This window comes from Streptomyces sp. NPDC045998 (genome assembly GCF_056430285.1).
Map to the genome: position 1 here is coordinate 251,784 of NZ_JBWKLJ010000002.1, position 20,246 is coordinate 272,029.

Here is a 20,246-nt window from a genome sequence, read left to right on the forward strand (position 1 = left end):
CCCGCGCGGGGGCGCGGCGGCGTCAGGACGACAGCGGCTGCTGGCGGTACGCGGCGAGCTCGGGCGCGGTCCTGGTCGCTATGAACTCGGTGATGCGGTACTCGCACAGGCCGGCCGTGACGAAGGGGTCGGCCGCCGTGATCTTCTCCATGTGCGCGCGGTCGTCCCCGACGGCCAGCAGCACGCCGCCGTCGCGCGGGTTCTTCCGGCCGGAGGCGATGAAGACACCCGACGCGTAGTGCTCGTCAACCCAGGCCATGTGGGCGTCCAGCTGCGCCTCGACGGCCTCGAGCGGCCCCGTGTAGGTCAATTCCAGTACGAACATGTGCGCCAGGCTACCCGCCTCCGCCGACAAGCCCTCGGGGGCTGTGGATAACTCAGGCGTGACCGAAAATCGCCCCCTAACGAGGCGATACCTCACGGAATATCCGCAGATACATCCCACTCCTAGGTGAAATTCGGCCGAACCTCCTGCCCTCCGGTCCGGAATCGCCCCCTCCCGCCCTACGGTGAGCGCGCTTCATGCTCCAAGCCCCACGAGCAGCGCAGAAGAGGGACCATGCGCCGTACCGCCAAGACCCTGCTGGCCGCCGCCGGTGCCGTCACCGCCGTCGCCCTCTCGCCCTTCACCGCCCAGGCCACCTCGTACAGCGGAGGCAACTACGGTGCCTACGCCTACGAGGGCTCGTACCCGACCGTCTCGGGCTGCTCCGGCACCTTCGCGCTGAAGTACACGACCGGCGCCTCCGGCATCACGCTCAAGTACTTCTACTCCTCCAAGTGCGGCTCCTTCGCCCGCATCGAGAACGCGCCCCAGGGCTGCGTCGCCGTCGCCCAGCGCGCCGACGGCGGGGGATGGGTCTCCGAGAGCGTCGACCCCGGCATCAACTACGCCTACACCAAGATCGCCAACAACCTGAACGGCCGTCTCTCCCGGGCCATCCTCTCCTGCAACGGCCACGACCTGGCCTCCACGCCCTGGTACTGATCCGACCCCCGGGCCCCCGGCGCGCGGACGGCCGTAAGGTGACCGTCATCATGACGATCATCCCCGTGCCCGCCGACTGGCCCGCCCGCGAGACCGAAGCCCTGGCCGTCCAGGACGCGCTGCGCAGCCGCGTCGTCCTGGACGAGCCGGGCCCGCCCCCGGGCACCGGCCACGTCACCGGTGTCGACGTGGCCTACGACGACGAACGCGACCTCGTCGCCGCGGCGGCCGTCGTCCTCGACGCCCGCACCCTCGACGTCGTCGACGAGGCCACCGCGGTCGGCCGGGTCTCCTTCCCGTACGTCCCCGGCCTGCTGGCCTTCCGCGAGATCCCCGCGGTCCTGGCCGCCCTGGACGCCCTCACCGCCGACCCGGGGGTGGTGGTCTGCGACGGATACGGCCAAGCGCACCCGCGCCGCTTCGGGCTCGCCAGCCACCTCGGCGTCCTCACCGGCCGCCCGGTCATCGGCGTCGCCAAGAACCCCTTCACCTTCACGTACGAGCAGCCCGCGTCGCAGCGCGGCGCGTCCAGCCCGCTGCTCGCGGACGGCGAGGAGGTCGGCCGGGCGCTGCGCACCCAGGACGCGGTCAAGCCGGTCTTCGTCTCGGCAGGACACCGCGTCACCCTGGACAGCGCCTGCGCGCACACCCTCCACCTGACGCCCCGCTACCGCATCCCCGAGACCACCCGCCGCGCCGACGCCCTGTGCCGCCGCGCCCTGAAGGAGGCGACGGCCTGAGCGCGCGTCCGGTCAGCGGGCATCGGCCACCCGGAAGACGATGCCCGCCGCCCGCAGCCGGTCCAGCAGCGCGTCGCCCATGGCGACGGCCGTCGTGACCTGGCCGGCCGTCTTCGGCAACGGGTCGAACGCGAGGCACAGCGCCGACTCGGCGAGCATCTTCGCCGTCTCGTCATAGCCCGGGTCGCCGCCCGCCACCTCGGTGAACACCCGCCGTCCGCCGCCCTCGCCGACGAACCGCACGCTGAACCAGCTGCGCGCGCGCCGCTCCGCGTCGGGGCCGGTCCCCGGTTCGTAACGCTCCATCAGCCGGCGCCGTACGGCGGGCAGCTGCGCGAGTGCGACGCCCGCGCCGACGGCCGCCGCTCCGCCGACCGCCATGGGCAGGGTGCGGACGGCGGCGTAGTGGCGGTAGCGGAAGTCGGGCCCGTACCTGGGGAGTGCGGTCGCCGAGCGCTCCACGATCCGCGGGTCGAGGGTCGGCAGGGGCAGCGCCCACGCCCCGGTCTCGCGGCTGAACCGGGGACCGGCCAGCGGCGCCCGTGCCCGGCGCCCCACCAGCCGCGGTTCGTGCAACCGCCGCTCCCGCGCCGCCCGGATCATCTGGCGCCCGCGCCCCATCGCCGTGAGCGCGGAGGCGAAGGTTCCGCCGGAGAAGAAGGCGTTGGTCCGGACGAAGCCGTCGACGCGCAGCGGCACGTCCTTCGGCAGCTGCCGGACCGTGAAGTACACGCCGAGGTCGTACGGCACCGAGTCGAAGCCGCACGCGTGCACGATACGGGCGCCGGTCTCGCGGGCCCGCGCGTCATGGCGTACGTACATCAGGTCCGTGAACTCCGCTTCGCCGGTCAGGTCCACGTAGTCCGTGCCCGCCTCGGCGCAGGCGGCCACCAGGGGCTCGCCGTACCAGATGTACGGCCCGACGGTGGTGGCCACGACCCTGGCGGACTCGGCGAGTTCGCGCAGGGACCCGGGCTCGGCGGCGTCGCCGTGCAGCAGGGGCAGCTCGGCGCAGGCGGGGTTGTCGGCGGCGAGCCGCTCACGCAGCCGTTCCAGCTTGTCCCGGTTGCGCCCGGCGAGCGCCCAGCGGCAGTGCGCGGGCGCGTGCGCGGCCAGATAGCGGGCGGTCAGCTCCCCGGCGAAACCGGTGGCTCCGAAGAGCACGACGTCATAGGGGCGCGTGCCCTGTGCCGGGGCCTCGTGCGCTGGGGCGCCCTGTGCCGGGGCCTCGTCCGCGCGTGCCCCCTGCGCCCGTTCTGTGCTGTCCCGTCTGTCCATCCAGCCCTCCGCGTCCCAGGAGCCCCACGCGTGCAGTGCGTGCCGCGCTGTTGTCGGTGGCAGAGGCTAGCGTGGGTGTCAGCGGTAATCGTCCGGGTGGTCCTGCATCCAGACGTTGATGCGGTCGCGGGTGCCGATCAGCTCGCTCTGGTGCTTCTTGAGGTTGTCGAACGAGGTGTCGCCCTTGAGGGAGGTTCGCAGCGCGGCGATCCACGCGATGGGTTCGGTGAAGTGGCCGGGACCCTTGGGGTCCGCCTTCATGGCACGGTCCAGGCCGTCGAGCTCCTCGTGGACGCGGTCGAGGAAGTAGGCGCAGTTGCCGGGGGTGCAGCTGTCGCCGAGCGTGGCCTGGAGCCCGGCGAAGGCGTCGCGCACCTTCTCGGGACCCGGGTCGGCACCGGCGCCGGAACCCGAATCGGCGCCGGAACCGGAATCGGCGCCGGAACCGGAATCGGCGGCCGAGGAAGCGGCGTCCGCCTCCGTACCGGCCTCGGGGGCCGCCGCTCCGTGCTCCGGTGCCGCCGGGGCCGTGGCCGTGGTCGGCGCCCGGCCCCCGGCCGGCTCGCCGCCGCCGGAACAGGAGATCAGCAGGGCCGCCACGGGCGCGGCGAGCAGGGCGAGGGGCCAACGGCCGGATATACGCATGTCGCGAAGCTAGCAAGCGGGTTGGGCCGGAACCGGACCGGGTCGGCCGGCCCCCGAAGCGGAGTTGTCCACAGGCCTTGTGCGCAGTGGAACGTGTTCTTAGCATCAGTGCTGTTACAGCAGTTGTGTCACACCATGCTGGGGGTTTGAATGGCAGCGACAGGCACCGGCCCGCTCGCCGGAGTGCGCGTGGTCGAGCTGGCGGGCATCGGCCCCGGCCCGTTCGCCGCCATGCTCCTGGCCGACCTGGGCGCCGACGTCGTACGCGTCGACCGGCCCGGCGGCGCGGGGCTCGCGATCGACCCGGCGTACGACCTGACCAACCGCAACAAGCGCTCCGTCCTCATCGACCTCAAGGCCGACGGCGCACCGGAGCGGGTGCTCGACCTCGTCGAGCGCGCCGACATCCTCATCGAGGGCTTCCGCCCCGGCGTGGCCGAACGGCTCGGGATCGGCCCCGAGCCGTGCCTGGCCCGGAACCCGAGGCTGGTGTACGGGCGGATGACCGGCTGGGGCCAGGACGGCCCGCTCGCCCAGCGCGCCGGCCACGACATCGCGTACGTCGCCATCACCGGCACCCTCTCCATGATCGGCAAAAGCGACGAACCGCCGACCGTGCCCGCCAACCTCCTCGGGGACTACGCGGGCGGCGCCCTCTACCTCGTCGTCGGCGTGCTCGCCGCGCTCCACCACGCCCGCGCGGAGGGCGGCAGTGGGCAGGTCGTCGACGCGGCGATCACCGATGGGACCGCCCACCTCGCCACGATGATCCACGGCATGATGGCGGCCGGCGGCTGGCAGGACCGGCGCGGCGCCAACCTCCTGGACGGCGGCTGCCCCTTCTACGGCACCTACGAGACCGCCGACGGCGCGTACATGGCGGTCGGCGCGCTGGAGCAGCGGTTCTACGACGAGTTCACCGCGCTCCTCGGCATCGAGGACACCGCACCCGCCCGCAAGGACTTCGCCCGCTGGGACGAGCTGCGCGCGGCCGTGGCCCGGCGGTTCAAGGAGAAGACCCGCGCCGAGTGGACCGCCGTCTTCGAAGGGTCCGACGCCTGCGTCGCACCCGTCCTCTCCCTGCGCGAGGCGCCCGCACACCCGCACCTCGCCGCCCGGTCCACCTTCACCGACCACGGCGGCATCACCCAGCCCGCACCCGCGCCCCGCTTCTCCGCCACGCCCGGGGCCGTACGCCGCCCACCCGCGCGGCCGGGCGCCGACACCGACGAGATCGCCCGCGACTGGGGCGTACCGAGCATCCGTACCGACGAGACCAGGGGGACCGGGTGAAACGCCGGATCTTCAGCGCCGAGCACGACGCCTTCCGCGACACCGTCCGCACCTTCCTCGCCAAGGAGGTCCTGCCGCACTACGAGCAGTGGGAGAAGGACGGCATCGTCGCGCGCGACGCCTGGCGGGCGGCGGGCCGGCAGGGCCTGCTGGGCCTCGCCGTGCCCGAGGAGTACGGAGGCGGCGGGACCGCCGACTTCCGCTACAGCGCCGTCCTCGCCGAGGAGTTCACCCGCGCCGGCACGCCCGGCTTCGCCATCGGCCTGCACAACGACATCATCGGCCCCTACCTCACCGGTCTCGCCACCGACCAGCAGAAGCGGCGCTGGCTGCCCGGCTTCTGCACCGGCGAGACCATCACCGCCATCGCCATGACCGAGCCCGGCGCCGGATCCGACCTCCAGGGCATCCGCACCACCGCCGAGGACAAGGGCGACCACTACCTGCTCAACGGCTCCAAGACCTTCATCTCCAACGGCATCCTCGCCGACCTCGTCATCGTCGTCGCCAGGACCACCCCCGAGGGCGGCGCGCACGGACTGTCCCTCCTGGTCGTCGAGCGCGGCATGGAGGGCTTCGAGCGCGGCCGCAACCTCGACAAGATCGGCCAGAAGTCCCAGGACACCGCCGAGCTGTTCTTCCACGACGTACGCGTCCCCAAGGAGAACCTGCTCGGCGAGGTGAACGGCGCCTTCATCCACCTGATGACCAACCTCGCGCAGGAGCGGATGGCGATAGCGGTCGCCGGCATCGCCGCCGCCGAGCACCTGCTGGAGATCACCACCGACTACGTCAAGGAGCGCGAGGCGTTCGGGCGGCCGCTCGCCAAGCTCCAGCACATCCGCTTCGAGATCGCGGAGATGGCCACCGAGTGCGCCGTCACCCGCACCTTCCTGGACCGCTGCATCGTCGACCACGCCGACGGGGAGCTGGACGCCGTCCACGCCTCGATGGCCAAGTGGTGGGCCACCGAGCTGCAGAAGCGGGTCGCCGACCGCTGCCTCCAGCTGCACGGCGGCTACGGGTACATGGCCGAGTACCCGGTGGCCAGGGCCTTCACGGACGGCCGCATCCAGACCATCTACGGCGGCACGACCGAGATCATGAAGGAGATCATCGGCCGTTCCCTGCTCGACCACCCCTCCCGAAAGGCCTGACCAGTGAGCACCGAAGCGTACGTCTACGACGCGATCCGCACCCCGCGCGGGCGCGGCAAGGCCAGTGGCGCCCTGCACGGCACCAAGCCCATCGACCTGGTGGTCGGACTCATCCACGAACTCCGCGACCGCTTCCCGGGCCTCGACCCGGCCGCCGTCGACGACATCGTGCTCGGCGTCGTCGGCCCGGTCGGCGACCAGGGCTCCGACATCGCCCGCATCGCGGCCATCGCCGCCGGACTGCCCGACACGGTCGCCGGCGTCCAGGAGAACCGCTTCTGTGCCTCCGGCCTCGAAGCCGTCAACATGGCGGCGATGAAGGTCCGCTCGGGCTGGGAGGACCTCGTCCTGGCGGGCGGTGTCGAGTCGATGTCGCGCGTGCCCATGGCCTCCGACGGCGGCGCCTGGTTCAACGACCCGATGACCAATGTGGAGACCAACTTCGTCCCGCAGGGCATCGGCGCCGACCTCATCGCCACCATCGAGGGCTACTCGCGGCGCGACGTCGACGAGTACGCCGCGCTGTCGCAGGAGCGGGCGGCGGCCGCCTGGAAGGAGGGCCGCTTCGAGCGGTCCGTCGTCCCGGTCAGGGACCGCCGCAGCGGCCTCGTCGTCCTCGACCGCGACGAGCACATGCGCCCCGGCACCACCGCCGACTCCCTCGCCTCGCTCAAGCCGTCCTTCGCCGCCATCGGGGACATGGGCGGCTTCGACGCCGTCGCGCTGCAGAAGTACCACTGGATCGAGAAGATCGACCACGTCCACCACGCCGGCAACTCCTCCGGCATCGTCGACGGCGCGGCGCTCGTCGCCATCGGCAACAAGGAGGTCGGCGAGCGGTACGGGCTGACGCCCCGCGCGCGCATCGTCTCCGTGGCGGTCTCCGGATCGGAGCCGACCATCATGCTCACCGGCCCCGCGCCCGCCAGCCACAAGGCCCTCGCCAAGGCCGGGCTCACCATCGACGACATCGACCTGGTCGAGATCAACGAGGCGTTCGCCGCGGTCGTGCTGCGCTTCGTCAAGGACATGGGCCTGTCGCTGGACAAGGTCAACGTCAACGGCGGCGCCATCGCCCTGGGCCACCCCCTCGGCGCCACCGGAGCCATGATCCTCGGCACCCTCGTCGACGAACTGGAGCGCCAGGACAAGCGCTACGGCCTCGCCACGCTCTGCGTCGGCGGCGGCATGGGCATCGCCACCGTCGTCGAGCGCGTCTGACCGTCCCGTCCTCACCCCTTACGGAGAGCAGCACATGACCGAGAGCACGACCATCCGCTGGGAACAGGACGAGACCGGCGTCGTCACCCTCGTCCTGGACGACCCCAACCAGTCCGCCAACACCATGAACCACGCCTTCCGCGCCTCCATCGCGGCGGTCGCCGAGCGCGCGGAGGCCGAGAAGGACTCGATCCGCGGCATCATCTGGACCTCTGCCAAGAAGACCTTCTTCGCGGGCGGCGACCTCAAGGACATGATGAAGGCCGGGCCCGAGGACGCCCAGCGGGTCTTCGACACCTCCACCGAGATCAAGAGCGCGCTGCGCCGCATCGAGACGCTCGGCAAGCCCGTCGTCGCCGCGATCAACGGCGCGGCGCTGGGCGGCGGTTACGAGATCGCCCTCGCCTCCCACCACCGCATCGCCCTCGACGCGCCCGGCTCCAAGATCGGCCTGCCCGAGGTCACCCTGGGCCTGCTCCCGGGCGGCGGCGGCGTCACCCGCACCGTGCGGCTCATGGGCATCGCCGACGCCCTGCTGAAGGTGCTGCTCCAGGGCACCCAGTACCCGCCGCAGCGGGCCCTGGAGAACGGCCTGGTCCACGAAGTGGCCGCCACCGAGGAGGAGATGCTCGCCAAGGCGCGCGCGTTCATCGACGCGAACCCGGAGTCGCGGCAGCCCTGGGACGTACCCGGCTACAAGATCCCGGGCGGTACGCCGTCGAACCCGAAGTTCGCCGCCAACCTCCCCGCCTTCCCGGCCAACCTGAGGAAGCAGCTCAACGGCGCCCCCTACCCGGCGCCGCGCAACATCCTCGCGGCCGCCGTCGAGGGCGCCCAGGTGGACTTCGAGACCGCCCTGACCATCGAGGCGCGGTACTTCACCGAGCTGGTCACCGGGCAGACCGCCAAGAACATGATCCAGGCGTTCTTCTTCGACCTCCAGGCGGTCAACGCCGGCCGGAGCCGCCCCCAGGGCGTCGAGCCGCGCACCGTCCGCAAGGTCGCCGTCCTCGGCGCCGGGATGATGGGCGCGGGCATCGCGTACGCCTGCGCCAAGGCCGGCATCGACGTCGTCCTCAAGGACGTGTCGCTCGAAGCGGCCGAGAAGGGCAAGGGGTACTCCGTCAAGCTCCTCGACAAGGCGCTCGCGCGGGGCAGGACGACCGAGGCCAAGCGCGACGAGCTGCTGGCCCGGATCACCCCGGCCGCCGACCCGGCCGACCTGGCCGGCTGCGACGCCGTCATCGAGGCCGTGTTCGAGGACACGGCGCTCAAGCACAAGGTGTTCCAGGAGATCCAGGACATCGTCGAGCCCGACGCGCTGCTGTGCTCCAACACCTCCACCCTGCCGATCACGCTCCTCGCCGAGGGCGTCGAGCGCCCGGCCGACTTCATCGGTCTGCACTTCTTCTCGCCGGTCGACAAGATGCCGCTCGTCGAGATCATCAAGGGCGAGCGGACGGGCGACGAGGCGCTGGCGCGCGCCTTCGACCTCGTACGCCAGATCAAGAAGACGCCGATCGTCGTCAACGACTCGCGCGGCTTCTTCACCTCGCGCGTCATCGGCCAGTTCATCCACGAGGGCGTGGCGATGGTCGGCGAGGGCGTGGAGCCCGCCTCCGTCGAGCAGGCCGCGGCGCAGGCCGGGTACCCGGCGAAGGTGCTCTCCCTGATGGACGAGCTGACGCTCACCCTCCCGCGCAAGATCCGGGACGAGACCCGGCGGGCGGTCGAGGAGGCGGGCGGCACCTGGCCGGAGCACCCGGCGGACGCGGTGATCGACCGGATGGTCGACGAGTTCGGCCGCACCGGCCGCAGCGGCGGCGCGGGCTTCTACGACTACGACGCGGACGGCAAGCGGCAGGGTCTGTGGCCCGGTCTGCGCGAGCACTTCGGCGGCGGCGCGGTAGCGGTCCCCTTCGAGGACATGAAGGAGCGGATGCTCTTCTCCGAAGCGCTAGACAGCGTCCGCTGCCTGGAGGAAGGCGTGCTGACGTCGGTCGCCGACGCCAACATCGGCTCCATCATGGGCATCGGCTTCCCGGCCTGGACCGGCGGCGTGCTCCAGTACATCAACGGCTACGAGGGCGGCCTGCCCGGCTTCGTGGCCCGGGCGCGCGAGCTCGCCGAACGGTACGGGGACCGGTTCCAGCCGCCGGCGCTGCTGGTGGAGAAGGCGGAGCGGGGCGAGACGTTCGGCGACTGAGCCCCCCGGCCCATCGGGGCGGCCGCGCTGGTCAGCGGGCCGGCCGCTCCGATGCCGGCGAGCGTGGTGCCGTGGCGGCGGGACGGCTCCGGAGTCAGGGGGACCGTCTTTGGCGGGGCGGGTGTGTGCCGTCGTCAAGGCGGGGGAGTCAAGCCGCCGGCACTCCTCATCCCGGTCGTGCCGTACATCGATGGGAGTACGCACGTACGCCGATGGCGCAGGCCCGGATGACAAGCGGGGGACGATGCTGCGGAGGAAGCGAAAACCTACCGTTGGGCCCATGCCCAAAACCATTTCTCTGGCCGGCTTCGCCGTCGCCGTCCTCGCTTTCGTGGTGTCCGATGCGGTCAACAGGGGGTACGACCCGCTGGACGAGACGATCAGCAGATATGTCAACCTGCCACACGGCTGGTTGGTGACCGTCGGCCTGCTGGCGGCCGCCGTGGGGTCGGCGGCCCTGGCGGTCCAGGCCACCGGCAGTGGATGGGGCGGGTGGCTGCTCCACTTCTGGGCGGGATGCGTCCTGGTCTCGGCTGTCTTCCCCGCCGACCCGCCGGGCAACTGGGACCGTCCCTCACTCGCCGACGCGGTGCACGGGACGGCCGCTTGGGTGGGATTCCTCGCGCTGGCGGTCGCCATCGTACGGCTGACCGCGGTGTGGCGACACGAGCCTGCCTGGGCGTCGAAGACGCGTGGGCTGACGGTGCTCGCGTGGGCGTCGTCAGTGGCGTTCGTGCTCTTCGCCGTGGCCATGGTGGACAAGGCGGCCTTCACCCACACCGCCCCGCTGGGACTGGCCGAGCGCGTCGTCATCGCCGTCAACCTGACCTGGCTCGCGTTGGCCGCCATCACCTTGGCGGTCCCCCGGCCCTCGACGTCGGGCACTATGGGCCGGATGACGACGGGCATCAGCAAGTGAGCTCACGGCCGTGGAGCGGGTGGCGGGCGCGACTGGTGGACATGGCGTTGGCGCTGCTGACCGCCGTGGGTGTCGCCGCAGGCCCCGCCGCGATGGGCGCACCCCTATCGTGGCACGGTACGTTCGCACTCGCGCTGATCCTGGGCGGACTGCTGTCGGCGCGCAGGCATCGCCCCCTGCTCGTACTCGTCCTGTCCGCCACCGCACTTGTCGGCTGGCAGACCGTCGGCCTGTTCGAGGGTGGCTGGATCTGGCCCCTGTCCGCCGCGCTGTTCACCGCCGCGCTCAGTCGCCCGGGCTGGTCTGCCGGTGTTGGGGCGTTCAGCCTGGTGTGCGGCCTGGCCTCGCAGGGTCTCGATGCCCCCGAGGTCCTTGCCCGAGGTGGCGTCGAACTGCTCTGGCTGGCCTTGGTGCTGGCCGCGGCGAGTGCATGGCGCCAGTACGGCCGCTGGCGTGCCGAGCACCGGGCCCGCCTGGTCCAGCTGGAACAGACGCGGCTGGCAGAGCAGCGCTTGCGCATCTCCCGCGAGGTCCACGATGTGGTGGCCCATACCCTGGCCATCGTCGGCGTCCACCTGAACGTCGCCGTCGAAGCCCTGGACGACGAGCCCGAGGAGGCACTCGATGCTCTGCGCACCGCGATCTCCGTACGCAACCAGGCCATGAGCGACCTGAAGGCACTCGTGGGCGAACTCCGCGAGGCCCCACAGCACGGATTGGAGTCCGTCGCCGATCTGGTGGAGCACGCCCGCACCGCCGGGTTGGCGGTGCGCTACAACCTGGAGGGCGATCCCACCGCCGTCCCTGCCGCACAGGCGCTCACCGCCTACCGCGTCATCCAGGAGGCCGTGGTCAACACGCTGCGCCACTCCGACGCGGGACACCTCACCATCCAGGTGCACGCCCGGTCGCGAGAGCTGAAGGTCACCGTCGCCGACGACGGGCGCTCGGCTACGGGATTCACCGAGGGGCACGGTCTGACCGGGATGCGCGAACGCGTCACGGTGCTCGGCGGAACGCTGAGCGTCGACGCCGGCACCGGTACCGGCGCCGGTACCGGGTTTGCCGTACAGACGGTTCTGCCCCTGACGGCAACATGACAGGCTCGGCCCATGACCATCAGTGTGTTGCTCGCCGACGATCAGGTGCTCGTGCGGGCGGGGTTCCGCAGCCTGCTCGGCCGTGCCAAGGTCTTGTCCGTCGTAGGCGAGGCCGCCTCGGGGGAGGAGGCGGTGCGGCAGACTGCCCTGCTGCGGCCTGATGTCGTGTTGATGGACATCAGGATGCCGGGAATGGACGGCATCGAGGCCGCCCGCCGCATCGTGACCGAGCTGCCCTCGACCAGAGTGATCATCCTGACCACGTTCGACACCGACGAGCACGTCTTCGAGGCGCTGCGGGTAGGCGCGAGCGGGTTTCTCACCAAGGACGTCGAACCCGCCGAACTGCGCCGGGCGGTCGAGGTCGTGGCGGCGGGCGACTCCCTGCTGTCGCCGAGCGTCACCCGTCGCGTCATCGAGCGCTTCGCGCACCGCCCCCGCGCGGCCGCGACACTGGCCGCGCTGACGGCACGCGAAAGCGATGTCGTCAGGCTGGTGGCGGAAGGCCTGTCCAATGACGAGATCGCCGCCAGGCTGGTGATCAGTCCGCTCACCGTGAAGACCCATGTTTCCCGGGCCATCACCAAGCTGGGCGTACGGGACCGTGTACAACTGGTCATCCTCGCCTACGAGCAAGGGCTGGTCGGCGGCGCCGCCAACGGGCGAACACCGTGGCCCTGATGCCCCCCGCCCCCGTCACTCCGCTCGGAAGGCGGCGCGCAGCTCCTCCTTCAGCGAGCGCTGGAACGCCGTGACCAGCGCCTGCACCACCAGCGGCTGCATATGGGCGGACAGCGACTTCATCGCGGCCAGGTGCTCCGGATCCGACTCGCGCTGTCGGTACGGGTTCCACACCTCGTCCCGGAACAGCCGCGTCAGCTCCTGCGCCGCCGAACGGGTGTGCTCCAGCAGGACCGTACGCGCGGCCAGGATCGTCTCGTGCGCGATCGGCACGTCCAGCAGCTGCCACCCGAGTCGCAGCAGCCCGGCGTCCACCCGGTAGGTCTCCGGGTCCTCCGTCCGCGCCAGAACGTCCATCGCGGTCAGCCGCGCGAGGTCCTCCTCCGACAGTGCCCGGCCCGCCCGCCGCTCCAGCTCCGCCCGCGACAGTTCCTCCGGCGCGTCGGGCGCCCAGGTCGCCACGAGCGCCCGGTGGATGGCCAGATCGTGGGCGCTGAGGTCCGGAGGCAGCTGCTCCAGGTACCGTTCGATGGCGGCCAGCGTCATCCCCTGGTGCTGCAACTCCTCGATGAGCGCCAGCCGCGACAGGTGCTCGGGACCGTAGAGCCCCACCCGGCGCGGCCCGATCACCGGGGGTGGCAGCAGCCCGCGCGTGCTGTAGAACCGCACGGTGCGCACGGTGACTCCCGCCCGGGCCGCCAGCTCGTCGACGGTGAGCGTCGGCTGCTGCCGGGGCTCCTCGGTCTCGGTCGCCATGGGGCCTCACTTCCAGTGGTGCGGCGTGCGATGCTTCGGTGAAACAGTATTGCTGTCTCACCAATGATGTGAAAGTAGGGATCCGCGATGCCGGACAGCGAACGGGCCGCGCTGACGGAGCTGTGGCGGCGGCGTTGGCCCGGCTGCGGTCCGGTGGGACACCTGCTCCGTGGTGCACATGCGACGGTGTGGGTGCGCTTCCACAGTCTGCCGGGCTCCCAGCGCTACCCCGAGGACGAGAGCGAGTACACGACCGTCCTGGAGCGCCACAACACCGTGCTGGACGAGCTGTTCGCGGGGGCGGATGTGTACGTGATCCGCGCGGTATGGACGAACGGCCCCACTGTCCCCCCGCACGCACCCGAGGCGGGCTATTGGCAGTCCTTGTTGGCGGAGGACGACCCCGATCCGGACTTCCGTATCCACTCCCACCTCTTCACGGAACGCCGCCCCTGGCGGCGAGGGTGCATCGACGGCCTGTTGCGCCAGGTCGCCGACGACGAGGTGGCCGATGTCCTCATCACCGACACCGGCATGGAACGCGTCTACCACCCCTACGACGGTGGTGCTGATGTCCTGCTCACCACTCCTGCGGAGCGGGACAGGCTTCGCGACCGGCACGCCGACTGGCTTTCCGATCACCCGGTCGGCCTCTGAGGAGCACGCCGCCGCAATTGTCAGTGGCGTCTCGTACGGTGGTTCGCATGACGGGGATGACGGAAACCGCGCGGGTTTCGTACGTACAGGGGGACGCCACCACGCCGGTGGGCAAGGGCGTCAAGATCATCGCGCATGTCTGCAACGACCTGGGCGGCTGGGGCAAGGGCTTCGTCCTCGCCCTCTCGCGGCGCTGGCCGGAGCCGGAGGCCGCCTACCGGCGCTGGCACAGGGAGCGGGCCCGTAATGACTTCGGTCTGGGGGCCGTTCAGTACGTCCAGGTGGGGCCGTATCTGTGGGTGGCGAACATGGTGGGGCAGCGGGGGATCCGCACGGGCAGCAAGGGGGTGCCCGTGCGGTACGAGGCGATCGACACCGCACTGGACAAGCTCGGCGCCAAGGCCGCCGACCTCGGCGCCTCGGTGCACATGCCGAGGATCGGCTGCGGGCTGGCGGGTGGGAAGTGGACCCGGGTGGAGCCGCTGATAGCCGAGCGGCTCGTGGCGCGAGGCATACCGGTGACCGTGTACGACCACGCCGGCTGAGCCCGCGCCAGTTGGTGCGGTCGGCAGTCCGGACGCATCCGTCCGCCCGCGTCCGGTCCCGGCGGCGGGCGTCGGCTCCGCCGAGCCGTCGGCGCGCCCGCCCGTAGGCGGACGCGCCGCTGCCGGGCCGGCTTCGGTGGCGGAGCCTGTACGCGGCCGGAGGTCGAACGCGGCGGGCCTGGGACGGAGCAACGGGACGATGGTCCAGCAGCCGTTGCCGCAAGGGAGGATGTACCAGCGCTGCACGTCGGCCCGCCGCCCTCTTCGTTGAGCGGGCGGGCGCCCTCGATGGCCATCTGCCTTTCGTGGCCCGTCATGGCGCGTCGTCGCGCATTCCCGTCCCCGGCGCTCGCCGGCGGCCGGGGCGGCTACGCGCTCCGGCCGCCCACGGCCGGGAAGTGGTGCGTCAGCGCTTCATGCGGGTCCGCGTCCGCCGCGTGGCCGTGGTCCACGTGGACGGTCACCGCGGTCAGGCGCGGCACGGCGTGCAACAAGGCGTGCTCCGCCGCTACCGCCACCGCGTGCGCCTGGACGACCGTCAGCGACGGGTCGACCACCACGGACGTCTCGGCGCGCAGCGCATGGCCCAGCCACCGCATGCGCACGGCTCCCGCGCCCCGCACGCCCTCGACATGGGAGAGCACATGCTCCGCACGGTCCACCAAGGCCGGGTCCACCGCGTCCATCAGCCGGTGCCAGACCTCCCGCGCCGCGCCCCGCAGCACCAGCAGGATCGCGGCCGTGATGGCGAGCCCGATCAACGGGTCCGCCCACCGCCACCCCACCGCCGCGCCGCCCGCGCCCAGCAGCACGGCCAGTGAGGTGAACCCGTCCGTCCGGGCGTGCAGCCCGTCGGCGACCAGTGCGGCCGACCCGATGCGCCTGCCCGTACGGATGCGGGCGCGCGCCACCCACTCGTTGCCCGCGAAGCCCACCAGCCCGGCCGCCGCGACCGCCGGCAGATGGCTGACCGGCTGCGGCTCCAGCAGCCGCCTCACCGCCTCGTACCCGGCGAACACCGCCGACGCCGCGATCACGAGCACCACGAACACACCCGCCAGGTCCTCGGCGCGCCCGAAGCCGTACGTATAGCGGCGCGTGGCGCCCCGGCGGCCCAGCACGAAGGCGAGCGCGAGGGGCAGTGCCGTCAGCGCGTCCGTCGCGTTGTGCACGGTGTCACCGAGCAGCGCCACCGAACCCGACAGGACGGCGACGACCGCCTGGGCGACGGTCGTCGCGGCCAGCACCCCGAAGGAGAACCACAGGGTGCGCAGCCCCTCCGTCGACCCTTCCAGCGCGGCGTCGATCCGCTCGTGAGGGTGGTGATGATGGCGGTGGTGGTGTCCGTGGCCCGTCATGGACACCACCATGGCAGCTCAACAGCCCTGCAGCCACTACGGTGATACGCCCTCCGACCAGCTGCAAAGCGGTCGCGACTGCGAGCCGTCGGCCACTCGCGGGCCCTGGTCCGCTATCGGCCGGACGCCACGACCGGATAGTGGTCGGACAGGTTCGTGTACGTGTACCGCGTGCCCCAGCTCGACACCGTCCAGGGCGCGCTCTGCTCCTTGATCACTTCGTTGGTCCAGCCGGCGGGCCGCGCGTGACCGGCGCGGTGCAGGACGTAGTCCAGGTCCTCGCGCGGGTCGTCGGGGTAGCGCTCCGCGGCGATCGAGTTCTGCTCGGTGTCGAAGGAGTACGGGTGCCCCGTGCGCGCGTCCGCGCCCGCCAGCCCCGCGTCACCGAGCATCGCGGCGTACTCGGCGCTGTGCGAGTCGACGTTGAAGTCGCCGGCCACCAGCACCTGCTCGGACGCCGGGATGTTCTTCGCGTCCAGGAAGGCGTCCATCGCCTTGAACTGGCGGCTGCGCACCTGCGCCGCCTCGCCCGCCGAGCAGCCCGGGTCCGTCGACTGGGCGTGCGTGCCCACCACATGCACGCGCGCGCCGTTCACGTTCAGCACCGCGTAGACGAAGCCCTTGTTGGAGTACCAGTCCGCCCCGCACGCGTCCTTGTAGACGTACTGCTCCTTGCGCACGATCGGCCACTTGCTGAGCACGGTGACCCCGCCGTCCTCCGGCGTCGTCGCCGAGTACGCGCCGCTGGTGGCGTCCCAGCCGTCCTTGCCGCGCCCCATCACCGGCGTCTGGTACGGGTACTGAGCGGCGGAGTTGCGCAGGAGCGCGTCGGAGGCGCCGTTGTCGAACGCCTCCTGGAGCACGACGACGTCATTGCCCTGGTAGAAGCCCGTCTTGGGGATCTCCGCCGCGCGGTGGTCCTGGCCCCAGTTCGGGTAGAGGGTCTTGCTGAAGAGGAACGCGTTGTACGAGAGGACCTTGAGGCTCGGCGTTCCGGCGGCGGACGCGGCGGAGGCCGACGGGCCGGTGGCGGCCAGCGTGGCGGCGGCGAGCGCCACGGGCACCGCGGCGGACAGGGAGCGGCGGATGAGGGAACGGCGGACCAGAGAACGCGGCACGACGAACTCCTGAGAAGTGAGGGGGGGTTGGACGTGGCGCCGCACATCACATCATCTGCGGTTACTTTCCGGTAGCCATTGGATGGACCTTTCCCGACACGTGAGCGAAAGGGCGCGGCTCCTCAGCGCCCCGCGGCGGGCGACGTCCACACCGTGCCGCGCGCCTCGTACTCGAGCATGGCCTCCAGACCGGTCGCTGCGTCCGGACCCAGCTCCCGGCGTACGAGCCAGAGGGCCAGGTCCAGGCCGGACGTGACGCCGCCGGCCGTCACGAGGTCACCGTCGTCGACGACCCGGGCGTTCTTCACCACGCCGCCCTGGTCCTGGAGGTCCTGCCGTGCCCTGTGGTGGGTGGTGCAGGGCCGGTTCCGGGTCAGACCGGCCGCCGACAGCAGCATCGTCCCCGTACACAGCGCGCTGATGGTGAGGCCGGGGCGCGCCGCTGCGGCCAGGGCCCTCGGCAGCGTGCCGCGCTGGATCTCGGCCCAGACGCCGGGGCTGTCCCTGCGGGCGTACCCGCCGCCCGGCACGACCAGCAGGTCCGCCCGGTGCGGTGCCCAGGGGCGAACGCGGTGGACCTCCGTGCCGTACGCGGCCCTGACGGCCGTGGTCGCGCTCCCGGTGACGCTGACGTACCCGACCTCGACCGGCCGGTCGGTGAAGAAGGCGGCGGCGGAGAAGACCTCGTAGGGCGCGATGAAGTCGAGCTCCTCGACACCCTCGTACAGGACGATGTGCACGCGCAGGGGCCCGACGCTTCCGGCGGCGGGCGGCTTCGGAGCGGCCGACGCGGAAGGCGCGGCGGCGGAGGCGGGTGCGGCGGCCGCCGCACCCATGGCCAGGGTCGTGGCGCCGACCGCGGTCGAGGCACGGAGCAGGTCACGGCGGTTCATGCAGGTCTCCCAGGAGTGTGGGGCGGGTCGGTGGACAGGTGGTTCGGCCGCGGTGCTCGGACCTGACGGCTGATGGCTGATGCCTGGTGGCTGACGGCTGACGGCTGATGGCTGACGGCTCCGAGGGCGGCGGAAGGCTCACGCCCGCTCGGGGGCCCGGTGCCGGGAGCGCCACACGGTGCCGCGACGCTCGTACTCGAGCACCTCCTCGGCGAAGACGGCCGTCTCGTGGCCGTAGAACCGTTCGACGAGCCAGAGCCCGAGGTCGATGCCCGAGGTGACGCCCCCGCAGGTCACCAGGTCGCCGTCGTCGACGACCCGCCCGCCGACCACCTGCGCGCCCTGAGCGCGGAGGTCGTCCTTGGCGATGTGGTGGGTGGTGCAGGGCCGGCCCTTGGTGATGCCGGCGGCGGAGAGCAGCATCGTCCCGCTGCACACGGCCGCGAGGACCAGCCCCGGCCGCCGGGCCTCCGCGAGTGCCTTGGGCAGCCTGCCGCGGTCGATCTCCTTCTGCAGGCCGGACCCCGGACCGTACCCGCCGCCCGGCACGACGATCAGGTCGGCCGAGGACGGCGACCAGCGCGCCCGGCAGACGATCTCCATGCCCGCGGTGGTGACGACCGTCCGCGGTCCGTCCGCCGTGACGAAGGTCTGCTCGACCGGACCCCGGTCCCCGACGATGCCGAAGACCTCGACCGGTCCCGCGAAGTCCTGCTCCTCCACGCCGTCGTACAGCACCGTGTGTACGCGCAGGGGCTCGCGACGCCGGCGGCCCGGGCCCGCCGGTGAGCCGGCCGCCGCGGGGCCGGCGCCCGCGAGGCCGGAGCCGACGGCCCCGATGCCGACCGCGGCGGCGGCGCTCGAACGCAGCAGATCGCGCCTGTGCATGGATCCTCCAGAAAGAGTGGGAAGCACCCCGGGGGACACCGCATGCGGCCCCTGAGGTGCGACGACGGGCCCAGTCTTCCGACGGAGGACGCGAGGGGACAGTGGCCTGGGTGCCCATGTGGCGCAAGATGCGGCCACGGCGCGCACGCGCGCCCCTCGCCACCGGAAGCCTCACACCCGGAAGCTCGCGCGGTACGCCTTCGGGGTCGTGCCCACCTGCCGGGTGAAGTGGTGCCGGAGAGCCTCGATGGACCCGAAACCGGTGCTCTCCGCGATCCGGCCGATCGGTACGTCGGTGGTCTCCAGCAGTTCCCGGGCCCGCTGCACGCGGTGTGCGAGCAGCCACCGCAAAGGGGTCGTCCCGGTCTGCGCCCGGAAGCGCCGCGCCAGACTGCGCCTGCTCATCGCGGCCTGGGCGGCGATGTCGGCGATCGCCAGCGGCCGGTGCAGGTTGTCGCGCATCCACCGCAGCGTCCCGCCGAGGTCGTCCGTGTCGGTTCCGGGCTCCCGATGCTCGATGAACTGGGCCTGACCACCCTCCCGTTGCGGAGCCATGACGATCATGCGGGCCACGTCGGCGGCGACCGCCGCACCCTGGTCCCGGCGCACGATGTGCAGGCACAGGTCGAGGCCGGCGGCGATGCCCGCGGAGGTCAGGACGTCCTCGTCGTCGACGAACAGCACGGACGGGTCCACCGTCACCTCGGGGAACCGCGCGGCGAGGTCGTCGGCGAAGCGCCAGTGCGTCGTCGCCCGGCGCCCTTCGAGCAGCCCGGCCCGGGCCAGGACGAAGGCGCCCGTGCAGATGGAGGCTATGCGTGCTCCCGAGGCCGCCGCCTCCCTCAGCAGCCGGACCACCCGCGGATGCGGCGCCTGGTCGGCGGCGATGCCCGGCACGATGAGGGTGTCCGCGCCGCGGGCGTCCGCCAGCCCGTACGGCGCGGTGAGGCGGAAGGGTTCCGCTTCACCCGCCCGCGTGGTGACGGCGCGGTCCGCGCAGACCCTGATCTCGTACGCGGGCGTTCCGTCGGGCCTGCGCGCGAAGGCGAACACCTGGCAGGGGATGGTCAGGTCGAACGCTGACACCCCGTCAAGAGCGAGTACGGCAACCACATGCATGGGGCCGCACGGTACGCCGGGCGCTTCACCCCGCCCCGACCGGGCTGCTCCCACCGACGCGCGGCCGCCGCGTCAACTCCCGTCCACACTGCTCGTGTCCCGCCCCGCCCGGTGGGGACGGATCGAGATGAGTCGGTAGGATCCGGACATGGACTCGACGGTGACTCTTGCCCGGAACACCGAGGTGTTCCCCTTCGATCTCGGACCGCTCAACCCCGTGTGGGCCGAACTCCTCATCGGTGTCGTGTTCTTCGGCGCCACCTTCCTCATCATGGCCACGGTGATCCTGCCCCGGATCAACCGCACCCTGCAGCAGCGCCAGGACGCCATCGAGGGCGGTACCGACCGCGCCGAGGAACTGCGCGAGCAGGCCGCCCAGCTCCGTGCGCAGTACGAGGCCGAGCTCGCCTCGGCGCGGCACGACGCCGCCCGCATCCGCGCCGAGGCGCACGAGCAGGGCGCGGCTGCCCTCGCCGCCGCCCGCGAGGAGGGGGCGCGCGAACGCGAACGGATCCTCGCCGCCGGGCACACCCGCATCGCGGAGGAACGCGCCGCCGCCGAGTCCCGCCTCAGCGACGACGTGGAGGCATGGGCACGCACCCTCGCCGAGCGGATCATCGGCGAACCCGTCCCCGCCCGCCCCGCCGACCGCCGCTGACCCCGGGCCCTCAGGCCCGAAGCCCC

The 20,246-nt window shown here is 72.1% G+C and carries 21 protein-coding genes; 12 read left to right on the forward strand and 9 right to left on the reverse strand.

Going from position 1 to position 20,246, the window contains the following annotated elements:
• Positions 1 to 22 precede the first annotated feature (22 nt).
• Positions 23 to 325, reverse strand: coding sequence for a YciI family protein (locus AC07FJ_RS06080; RefSeq protein ID WP_479045777.1), 303 nt, complete (start codon positions 323 to 325; stop codon positions 23 to 25).
• A 234-nt stretch (positions 326 to 559) separates the two neighbouring features.
• Here AC07FJ_RS06080 and AC07FJ_RS06085 point away from each other — a divergent pair, with 234 nt between their 5' ends.
• Positions 560 to 988: a hypothetical protein gene (locus AC07FJ_RS06085; RefSeq protein ID WP_479045780.1), complete on the forward strand. Its 429-nt coding sequence runs from the start codon at positions 560 to 562 to the stop codon at positions 986 to 988.
• Positions 989 to 1,038: 50 nt separating this feature from the next.
• Entirely contained in the window at positions 1,039 to 1,728 is a 690-nt protein-coding gene (locus AC07FJ_RS06090) for an endonuclease V (RefSeq protein ID WP_479045783.1), read from the forward strand.
• Positions 1,729 to 1,740: 12 nt separating this feature from the next.
• On the opposite strand, the gene AC07FJ_RS06095 is transcribed toward AC07FJ_RS06090, so the two are convergent.
• Together AC07FJ_RS06095 and AC07FJ_RS06100 are read right to left on the reverse strand one after the other, a co-directional pair.
• On the reverse strand, positions 1,741 to 3,006 hold the full coding sequence (locus tag AC07FJ_RS06095; RefSeq protein ID WP_479045785.1) for a saccharopine dehydrogenase family protein: 1,266 nt from the start codon (positions 3,004 to 3,006) through the stop codon (positions 1,741 to 1,743).
• 78 nt (positions 3,007 to 3,084) lie between these two features.
• Positions 3,085 to 3,651, reverse strand: coding sequence for a hypothetical protein (locus tag AC07FJ_RS06100; protein WP_479045788.1), 567 nt, complete (start codon positions 3,649 to 3,651; stop codon positions 3,085 to 3,087).
• A gap of 150 nt (positions 3,652 to 3,801) precedes the next feature.
• Between AC07FJ_RS06100 and AC07FJ_RS06105 the strand changes: the two genes are divergently transcribed.
• The 7 genes from AC07FJ_RS06105 to AC07FJ_RS06135 all read left to right on the forward strand — a co-directional run bounded on the left by AC07FJ_RS06105 (position 3,802) and on the right by AC07FJ_RS06135 (position 12,228).
• Positions 3,802 to 4,944 (forward strand): CaiB/BaiF CoA transferase family protein, encoded by a 1,143-nt coding sequence (locus AC07FJ_RS06105; RefSeq protein WP_479045791.1) that lies wholly within the window; start codon positions 3,802 to 3,804, stop codon positions 4,942 to 4,944.
• The gene (locus AC07FJ_RS06110; RefSeq protein WP_479045793.1) at positions 4,941 to 6,101 is read left to right on the forward strand and encodes an acyl-CoA dehydrogenase family protein; all 1,161 of its coding nucleotides are present in this window, start codon (positions 4,941 to 4,943) and stop codon (positions 6,099 to 6,101) included. Before AC07FJ_RS06105 ends, AC07FJ_RS06110 begins: the two co-directional genes overlap by 4 nt.
• Positions 6,102 to 6,104: 3 nt before the next feature.
• The gene (locus AC07FJ_RS06115) at positions 6,105 to 7,322 is read left to right on the forward strand and encodes an acetyl-CoA C-acetyltransferase (RefSeq protein ID WP_479045796.1); all 1,218 of its coding nucleotides are present in this window, start codon (positions 6,105 to 6,107) and stop codon (positions 7,320 to 7,322) included.
• 34 nt (positions 7,323 to 7,356) lie between these two features.
• Complete coding sequence (locus AC07FJ_RS06120) at positions 7,357 to 9,528, forward strand: 3-hydroxyacyl-CoA dehydrogenase NAD-binding domain-containing protein (RefSeq protein WP_479045799.1); 2,172 nt, start codon at positions 7,357 to 7,359, stop codon at positions 9,526 to 9,528.
• 280 nt (positions 9,529 to 9,808) lie between these two features.
• On the forward strand, positions 9,809 to 10,447 hold the full coding sequence (locus tag AC07FJ_RS06125) for a DUF998 domain-containing protein (RefSeq protein ID WP_479045802.1): 639 nt from the start codon (positions 9,809 to 9,811) through the stop codon (positions 10,445 to 10,447).
• A 41-nt stretch (positions 10,448 to 10,488) separates the two neighbouring features.
• On the forward strand, positions 10,489 to 11,547 hold the full coding sequence (locus AC07FJ_RS06130) for a sensor histidine kinase (RefSeq protein ID WP_479045804.1): 1,059 nt from the start codon (positions 10,489 to 10,491) through the stop codon (positions 11,545 to 11,547).
• A 12-nt stretch (positions 11,548 to 11,559) separates the two neighbouring features.
• Positions 11,560 to 12,228 (forward strand): response regulator transcription factor, encoded by a 669-nt coding sequence (locus AC07FJ_RS06135; RefSeq protein WP_479045807.1) that lies wholly within the window; start codon positions 11,560 to 11,562, stop codon positions 12,226 to 12,228.
• Between the two features lie 15 nt (positions 12,229 to 12,243).
• Here AC07FJ_RS06135 and AC07FJ_RS06140 read toward each other — a convergent pair whose 3' ends face one another.
• A complete protein-coding gene (locus AC07FJ_RS06140) occupies positions 12,244 to 12,984 on the reverse strand; it encodes a MerR family transcriptional regulator (protein ID WP_479045810.1) in 741 nt (246 codons plus the stop codon).
• A gap of 87 nt (positions 12,985 to 13,071) precedes the next feature.
• Between AC07FJ_RS06140 and AC07FJ_RS06145 the strand changes: the two genes are divergently transcribed.
• The gene (locus AC07FJ_RS06145) at positions 13,072 to 13,641 is read left to right on the forward strand and encodes a DUF3885 domain-containing protein (protein WP_479045812.1); all 570 of its coding nucleotides are present in this window, start codon (positions 13,072 to 13,074) and stop codon (positions 13,639 to 13,641) included.
• Between the two features lie 56 nt (positions 13,642 to 13,697).
• Positions 13,698 to 14,186: a macro domain-containing protein gene (locus tag AC07FJ_RS06150; protein WP_479046905.1), complete on the forward strand. Its 489-nt coding sequence runs from the start codon at positions 13,698 to 13,700 to the stop codon at positions 14,184 to 14,186.
• A gap of 368 nt (positions 14,187 to 14,554) precedes the next feature.
• Here the strand turns inward: AC07FJ_RS06150 and AC07FJ_RS06155 are convergent, their stop codons facing one another.
• The 5 genes from AC07FJ_RS06155 to AC07FJ_RS06175 all read right to left on the reverse strand — a co-directional run bounded on the left by AC07FJ_RS06155 (position 14,555) and on the right by AC07FJ_RS06175 (position 19,562).
• Positions 14,555 to 15,544, reverse strand: a complete 990-nt coding sequence (locus AC07FJ_RS06155; protein ID WP_479045814.1) for a cation diffusion facilitator family transporter — start codon at positions 15,542 to 15,544, stop codon at positions 14,555 to 14,557.
• A gap of 113 nt (positions 15,545 to 15,657) precedes the next feature.
• The gene (gene sph / locus AC07FJ_RS06160; RefSeq protein WP_479046906.1) at positions 15,658 to 16,632 is read right to left on the reverse strand and encodes a sphingomyelin phosphodiesterase; all 975 of its coding nucleotides are present in this window, start codon (positions 16,630 to 16,632) and stop codon (positions 15,658 to 15,660) included.
• Positions 16,633 to 16,784: 152 nt separating this feature from the next.
• On the reverse strand, positions 16,785 to 17,555 hold the full coding sequence (locus tag AC07FJ_RS06165; RefSeq protein WP_479045817.1) for a DJ-1/PfpI family protein: 771 nt from the start codon (positions 17,553 to 17,555) through the stop codon (positions 16,785 to 16,787).
• Between the two features lie 138 nt (positions 17,556 to 17,693).
• Positions 17,694 to 18,443 carry a DJ-1/PfpI family protein gene (locus AC07FJ_RS06170; protein ID WP_479045819.1) on the reverse strand — a complete coding sequence of 250 codons (750 nt, stop codon included), beginning with the start codon at positions 18,441 to 18,443 and terminating at the stop codon, positions 17,694 to 17,696.
• Between the two features lie 171 nt (positions 18,444 to 18,614).
• Positions 18,615 to 19,562, reverse strand: coding sequence for a GlxA family transcriptional regulator (locus AC07FJ_RS06175; protein ID WP_479045821.1), 948 nt, complete (start codon positions 19,560 to 19,562; stop codon positions 18,615 to 18,617).
• Positions 19,563 to 19,710: 148 nt separating this feature from the next.
• Between AC07FJ_RS06175 and AC07FJ_RS06180 the strand changes: the two genes are divergently transcribed.
• Positions 19,711 to 20,220: a F0F1 ATP synthase subunit B family protein gene (locus tag AC07FJ_RS06180; RefSeq protein ID WP_479045823.1), complete on the forward strand. Its 510-nt coding sequence runs from the start codon at positions 19,711 to 19,713 to the stop codon at positions 20,218 to 20,220.
• Positions 20,221 to 20,246: the final 26 nt, after the last annotated feature.